General features: G+C 73.0%; 6 protein-coding genes and 2 pseudogenes. All 8 read left to right on the plus strand.

Going from position 1 to position 6,918, the window contains the following annotated elements:
• Window positions 1–202, plus strand: a pseudogene (locus tag IY392_RS19150) (putative lipid II flippase FtsW); the annotation flags it as partial.
• Window positions 199–1,317 (plus strand): undecaprenyldiphospho-muramoylpentapeptide beta-N-acetylglucosaminyltransferase, encoded by a 1,119-nt coding sequence (gene murG / locus IY392_RS07200; protein WP_194860863.1) that lies wholly within the window; start codon window positions 199–201, stop codon window positions 1,315–1,317. The pseudogene IY392_RS19150 and the gene murG, both read left to right, overlap by 4 nt.
• Complete coding sequence (murC, locus tag IY392_RS07205) at window positions 1,314–2,822, plus strand: UDP-N-acetylmuramate--L-alanine ligase (protein WP_107756218.1); 1,509 nt, start codon at window positions 1,314–1,316, stop codon at window positions 2,820–2,822. Before murG ends, murC begins: the two co-directional genes overlap by 4 nt.
• Before the next feature lie 30 nt (window positions 2,823–2,852).
• A complete protein-coding gene (locus IY392_RS07210; RefSeq protein WP_182613363.1) occupies window positions 2,853–3,668 on the plus strand; it encodes an FtsQ-type POTRA domain-containing protein in 816 nt (271 codons plus the stop codon).
• Between the two features lie 182 nt (window positions 3,669–3,850).
• Entirely contained in the window at window positions 3,851–5,032 is a 1,182-nt protein-coding gene (gene ftsZ / locus IY392_RS07215) for a cell division protein FtsZ (RefSeq protein WP_182613364.1), read from the plus strand.
• Between the two features lie 5 nt (window positions 5,033–5,037).
• On the plus strand, window positions 5,038–5,760 hold the full coding sequence (gene pgeF, locus IY392_RS07220; RefSeq protein WP_194860864.1) for a peptidoglycan editing factor PgeF: 723 nt from the start codon (window positions 5,038–5,040) through the stop codon (window positions 5,758–5,760).
• A gap of 75 nt (window positions 5,761–5,835) precedes the next feature.
• A complete protein-coding gene (locus tag IY392_RS07225) occupies window positions 5,836–6,564 on the plus strand; it encodes a YggS family pyridoxal phosphate-dependent enzyme (RefSeq protein ID WP_194860865.1) in 729 nt (242 codons plus the stop codon).
• Window positions 6,565–6,635: 71 nt separating this feature from the next.
• Window positions 6,636–6,918, plus strand: a pseudogene (locus IY392_RS07230) (cell division protein SepF); the annotation flags it as partial.

A 6,918-nucleotide genomic window follows, 5' to 3' on the forward strand; every position in this document is an offset into this window, starting at 1 on the left:
GTACGAGACGATGCCGATCCCGCCCGACACCGCCCGGGACCGTCGTCGTGGGGCGACCGCCATGACCGGGCGCAACGCCAAGCCCGTCCGCGCCCGGGAGGACGACCGTCGCCAGCCGCGGCGACCGGCGGTCGACCCCGGTACCCGGCAGTCCCCGGGCGGCGGCGGACCCAGTCCTATCCACCGGGGACGGGAGCGATGAGCGCGCCGCGCACCGAGGGCCTGTCAGTTCTGGTCGTGGGGGGCGGTACCGCTGGCCACATCGAACCCGCCCTGGCCGTCGGTGAGGCCGTGGCCGAGCTGGACCCGAACGCCCGTGTGACCGCCGTCGGCACCCCGAAGGGTCTCGAGACCGAGTTGGTCCCGCGCCGCGGTGTCCCGCTCGAGTTGGTCGACCCGGTTCCCCTGCCCCGGAGCGTCGGGGGGGACCTGCTCCGCCTGCCCACCCGGTTGGTGCGCGCCGTGCGGGGCGCGAGCGCCGTGTTGCGCCGGACGGACGCCGACGTGGTGGTGGGGTTCGGCGGTTACGCGTGCGTCCCCGTGTACCTGGCGGCCGCCCTCACCAGGGGCCGGGTCCCGATCGTGGTCCACGAGGCCAACGCCCGCGCGGGGATCGCCAACAAGCTCGGCGCACGGTTCGCTGAGGCCACGCTGGCCGCGGTCAGTGGATCCGGACTGGACGCCCGGGTGGTGGGCAACCCGGTGAGGCGGGCGGTGGCCGGTCTCGACCGGGCCGCGTTGCGGGCCGAGGCGCGGGCGACCTTCGGGCTGGACCCCGACGCGCCGACCGTGCTGGTGGTGGGTGGATCCCAGGGAGCTCGAACCCTGAACTCGGCGATGGCCGCGGTGGCGCAGGAGTTCTCCGACGCCGGCGTCGGCGTACTGCACGCCGTGGGGCCCAGGAACCTCGGTGACGCGCCGGTCGTGACGGGGGACGGGCCCGCCTACGTGACGGTGCCCTATCTGGACCGGATGGACCTGGCGTACGCGGCAGCCGATCTGATCCTGTGCCGTTCCGGGGCGATCACGGTGGCCGAGGTCTCCGCGGTGGGGCTCCCCGCCGTGTTCGTCCCGCTCCCGCACGGCAACGGGGAGCAGGCGCTCAACGCCCGGGACCTGGTGGCGGGCGGCGCGGCGCTGCTCGTCGAGGACGTGGCGCTCACCCCGGACCACCTCCGGTCCACGGTCCTGCCCCTCGCACTGGACCGCGACCGGCTGGACTCCATGTCCGCGGCCGCCGTCAGCGGCGGCTCACGAGATGCGGCGGAGGTCGTGGCGCGGATCGCGATCGAGGCCGCCGGAAAGGCACGGCGTTGACCGAGAGCACCGCACCTGAGGCCCGCTCCACCGGGGACGGCATCACGACGGGGTCCGTTCCCGACACACTGGGTCGGGTCCACATGATCGGCATCGGCGGCGCGGGGATGTCCGCCGTCGCGCGGATCCTGCTCGACCACGGGGTGGCGGTCTCGGGCAGTGACGCGCGGGACTCTGCGGACCTCCGTTCCCTCGAGTCCCTCGGCGCCGTGGTCCGGGTCGGCCACGACGCGGCCGCGCTGCACGCGCTCGACTCCCCGCCGCAGATCGTGGTGGTCTCCAAGGCCGCGATCCCCGCGGACAACCCCGAGCTGGTCGCGGCGCGGGCGGCCGGGATCCCGGTGGTCACCCGGTCCCAGGTCCTCGGCCACCTCGCGCGGGCGGGTCGCTCGATCATGGTGTGCGGCACGCACGGGAAGACATCCACGACCTCGATGCTGATCGCCGGGATGCTCGCCGCCGGCGCGGACCCGTCCTTCGCGGTGGGGGGCACGGTGCTGCAGTTCGGCACCAACGCCCACGGCGGCGCGGATCCGGTGTTCGTGGCCGAGGCCGACGAGTCCGACGGCTCGCTCGTCCACTACGAGCCGGACGTGGTGATCCTGACCAACGCGGAGCCCGACCACCTCGATCACTTCGGTACGGCGGAGGCGTACTTCGAGGTCTTCGACACGTTCCTCGCCCGGATCCCGGAGACCGGCGCCCTGGTCGTGTGTCTGGACGACGAGGGAGCGGTCGAGCGCGCCCGCCGCGCGGCGTCCGCGGGTGTCCGGGTGGTGGGGTACCGCACCGCGGGCGGCCCGGAGACCGACCTGCCGGTCACGGGGGAGCTCGCCGGGATCGACGTCGACTCGGGCGGGACCCGGGCCGTTCTCACGCTCGACGGCCGCCCGCGCGGGGACCTCCACGTGGGTACCCCGGGCCGCCACATGGCGCTCAACGCCCTCGCGGCCCTGCTCGCCGCCCGGGAGGTCGCGGGGGACGCCGGGATAGACGTCGAGGACTTCCTGGCCGGCCTGTCCGGCTTCGGGGGAGTGGGCCGACGCTTCGAGCCCAAGGGCACGGCGACCGTCCGCGGTGGTCGGGCGAGGGTCTTCGACGACTACGCGCACCATCCCACCGAGGTCAGGGCGGTGTTGAGCGCGGGGCGGGAGATCGTCTCCGCGGACGGCGGCCGTCTGATCGCCGTGTTCCAGCCCCACCTGTACTCCCGGACCCGGATCTTCGCCGAGGAGTTCGGGCGGGCCCTGTCCCTCGCCGACGAGGTGGTGGTGCTCGATGTGTACGGCGCGCGTGAGCAGCCCGAGCCGGGTGTCGACGGCGGACTCGTCGCCCGCCACGTCAGCTCCCCCGCCCACCACGTGCCCGACCTCGACACGGCCCTGGCCACGGTCTTCGAGGTCGTCCGGCCCGACGACGTGGTGTTCACCCTCGGGGCCGGGGACATCACGACGCTCGGCCCGAGGATCGTGGCCGGGCCCACGGGGAGCGGGACGGGGTCATGACGAGGGCCACCTCGTGAGGGGGACACCGCGGTGACCGATGAGCCACGCGAGGACGCGGTGGATCCGACGACGTCGGATGATCCCGACCGACGGCTCGCCGCGGCCGCCGTCCGTCGCTCCGACGAGCGGGTGCGCCACTCGGACCCCGCGGTCCGGGCCACCCTGCGCAGGCGGCGTCGCCGTACCAACCGCATCTACATCGGGCTCGGTGTGGCCCTGGTCGTCCTGCTGGTCGGGTACATCGCGATGTACTTCCTGCCGGTGTTCTCCGTCCGGCAGGTCCAGGTGACCGGGACCAGCACGATCCCGGTGGAGGCGGTGACCGAGCGGGCGGCGGTGTCCCCCGGTACCCCGTTGCTCCAGGTGGACACCCACGCGGTGGCGCGGCGTGTCGCGGGGATCCCCAGGGTCGACCAGGTCACGGTCACCCGCGACTACCCGTCGACCCTGCGGATCTCGCTCATCGAACGGACGGCCCTGGTCGTGGTCGAGGTCGACGGCGCACGGCATCTCGTCGACGGTCAGGGGATCGACTTCGGACAGGGTGACCCGCCTCCCGGCACGCCGGAACTCACCGTGGGGCAGGAGGCCCGCTCCGACCTGCCGGGGATCGTCCGTGACCTCTCGATCGTCTTCGCGGAGGTCCGGGGGACCGCGGGCCAGGAGATCGCGTCGGTCGATGTCGAGACGCCGGCGTCGATCGTGCTCACTCTCGTCGACGGCCGGATCGTCGAGTGGGGGGCCGCCGGCCGCGACCACGAGAAGGCGGTCGCGTTGCAGATGGTCCTCGAGCAACCCGGCGAGATCTGGAACGTCTCCAATCCGGCACTGCCGGCGTCGCGGTAGACCGACACGCCCGCGAGCCTCGTGGACGGGCGGGGCCGGTGCCCCTACCGTGTGACCCGACGGCGGAAACCGCCTCTGACCAGCAACTTTAACCCTCAAGTAGAGGGTGAGGGTTGGGCGACAGTCTTTCGTCGAGACAGCATGCAACCGAGCACGACACCCCAAAGGAAGGCCGGGCCTCGATGAGCTCACCGCACAACTACCTCGCAGTCATCAAGGTCGTCGGAATCGGGGGCGGCGGTGTCAACGCCGTGAACAGGATGATCGACGAGGGCCTCAAGGGCGTCGAGTTCATCGCGGTGAACACCGATGCTCAGGCGCTCCTCATGTCCGACGCCGACGTCAAGCTCGACGTCGGTCGTGAACTCACCCGCGGCCTCGGTGCCGGGGCCGACCCGGAGGTCGGGCGCAAGGCGGCGGAGGACCACAAGGACGAGATCGAGGAGGTCCTCAAGGGTGCGGACATGGTCTTCGTCACGGCCGGGGAGGGCGGCGGTACCGGCACCGGTGGCGCGCCGGTCGTCGCGGCCATCGCGCGCAAGCTCGGCGCGCTCACCGTCGGCGTCGTCACCCGCCCGTTCTCCTTCGAGGGCAAGCGTCGCGGGGGACAGGCCGAGGCGGGGATCGAGGGCCTGCGCGAGGCCTGCGACACCCTTATCGTGATCCCCAACGACCGGCTGCTCCAGCTCGGGGACGCCGGCGTGTCCATGATGGAGGCCTTCAAGACCGCCGACGAGGTCCTCCTCAACGGCGTCCAGGGAATAACCGACCTCATCACCACCCCCGGCGTGATCAACGTCGACTTCGCCGACGTCAAGGGCGTCATGTCCGGGGCGGGCAGCGCGCTCATGGGGATCGGTTCCTCTCGGGGCGAGGGTCGGGCGTACAAGGCCGCCGAGGCCGCCATCAACTCGCCGCTGCTGGAGACGACGATGGAGGGCGCCAAGGGCGTACTCATGTCGATCGCCGGCGGCAGTGACCTGGGCCTGTTCGAGATCAACGAGGCCGCGACCCTCGTCCAGGAGGAGGCGCACCCCGACGCCAACATCATCTTCGGCACCGTCGTCGACGACTCCCTCGGCGACGAGGTGCGGGTGACCGTCATCGCCGCCGGGTTCGAGGGCGGCTCCCGGCAGACCTCCGGCTCGGGCCAGTCGCGGCGCGGCCGCCACCACCTCGACGACGAGGAGGTCCCGGGAGGGTCCGGAGAAACCGGTGGTGCCCCCGGGCTCGGATCGACCCCCCTCGACGGCGGGCGACGAGAGGAGCGCCGTGAGTCGGGTCAGGCCGGCGCGGGTTCCCAGGGATCGCGCCGCCGGGACGAGGACGACGACATCGACGTCCCCCCCTTCATGCGGCACTGACCGGGGTGGCCACCCACGGCCCCGGGCGCGTCCGCCGGATCGTCACCACCCGCCGCGGAGGCGTCTCCACCGGTGACTTCGACTCGTTCAACCTCGGTGACCACGTCGGCGACGCCCCGACCGCGGTGGCGTCCAACCGGGCCCGCCTCGCGCGGATACTCGGGGTGCCGACCTCGGACGTCGTGTGGATGGACCAGGTCCACGGCACCCGGATCGCCCGGGTCACCCGCCAAACCGGCGGAGCCGTCCCGGCGACCGACGGGCTCGTGACGGACCGGCCCGGTCTGGCCCTGGCCGTGCTGACCGCCGACTGCGTGCCCGTGCTCGCCGCGGACGAGCAGGCCGGGGTCATCGGCGCGGCCCACGCCGGCCGGAAGGGTGCCGTCGGCGGGATCGTCCCCTCGCTGATCGGGGCCATGACGTCGTTGGGAGCCCGACCCGAGAGGATCTCCGTCCTGCTCGGACCGGCGGCGGCGGGTCAGCACTACGAGTTGCCCGACGACCTCGCGCATGAGGTGGAGGCGGCGCTGCCGGGGAGTCTCACCCGGACCGTCGCCGGGACGGCCGGGGTGGACCTGCGCGCGGGCCTGGCCCGACAGCTCGCCGGACTCGGCGTGGTCCGCGTCGACACCGACCCACGGTGCACCATCGCCGACGACTCCCTCTTCTCCTACCGCAGACAGGGCCGCACCGGACGCCAGGCCAGCGTGATCCTGCGGCAGCTCTGACCTGCTGGCGACCGGCCGGGCCGCTCCGATAGGTTGAGGACATGCAGCGATGTCCCCGACCGGAGCCCGCCCGCCGTGTCTGATCCGCGATCAGAGGAGTTGGCCGCGCGGCTCACCGAGACCAGGGAGCGGCTGGACGCGGCGCTGGCGGCGGCGGGCCGTCAGGACGGTGTCGACCTCGTCGTCGTCACCAAGTTCCACCCCGTCGGGGACGTCGCGCGGCTCGCCCGCCTGGGGGTCCGGGACCTCGGCGAGAACCGCGTGCAGGAGGCGGCCGCGAAGGTGGCCGATCTGGCCGCCGCCGAGCCGGATCTGGCGGCGGCGGTGCGCTGGAACATGATCGGCCACATCCAGTCCAACAAGGCCGCCGCGGTGGCCGGGTGGGCGGATCGCGTGCACTCGGTCGACTCGGTCAAGGTCGCAGGCGGGCTGCAGAAGGGCAGGGTCCGGGCCGCGGCGGACGGCGAGCGACCCGGGGTGCTTCCGGTGCTGCTCCAGCTGAGTCTCGACGGGGACACCTCACGTGGCGGGGTGGCCCGCGACGACCTCCTCGCGCTCGCCGATCACGTCGCGGGGCTGGACCACCTGCGGCTGGCCGGGCTCATGGTGGTGCCGCCGTTGACCGGACCGCCCGCCGCTCACTTCGCCGAGGCCGCCCGGGTGGCGGAGGAGTTGCGTCGCGCTCACCCGGGGGCCCGTGAGTTCTCCGCCGGGATGTCAGGCGACCTGGAATCCGCGATCGCCGCCGGTTCGACCTGCGTGCGTGTCGGAACGGCGATCCTGGGACCACGGCCAGTAGTTTGAGGTCCAGCATCGCGGGGCCTCTCCCGCGACGAACGGCCCGCGACGACCCGTATCAGGAAGGTCCCCGGAAGATGAGCGCAATCGCCCGGTTCAAGGAGTACTTCGGAATGTCGCCCGTCGCGGCGTACGAGGACGAGTACCTGGACGACTACGACCGCCCGATCCACCACGACCTCCGCGGTTCCCGTGCGCCGCACGAGGCCGACGACCTCGGCGGCGTCTCCCGCGATCGCCGAGCGGACTACGGGTACGCCGCCGACCGGTACGACGACGAGGCGACCCCCCGGCCCCGCTTGGGAGATCTCGATCCCGTCGACGAGCCCGCCCCGGAGCGTCGGCACCGCGGTCTCGATG

Source organism: Dietzia sp. SYD-A1 (assembly GCF_015356725.1).
Taxonomy (GTDB): Bacteria; Actinomycetota; Actinomycetes; order Mycobacteriales; family Mycobacteriaceae; genus Dietzia.

Excerpts from the sequence above, each read along its gene's own strand:
- murG (WP_194860863.1), top strand. The coding sequence starts at position 199 with ATGAGCGCGCCGCGCACCGAGGGCCTGTCAGTTCTGGTCGTGGGGGGC.
- ftsZ (WP_182613364.1), top strand. The coding sequence starts at position 3,851 with ATGAGCTCACCGCACAACTACCTCGCAGTCATCAAGGTCGTCGGAATC.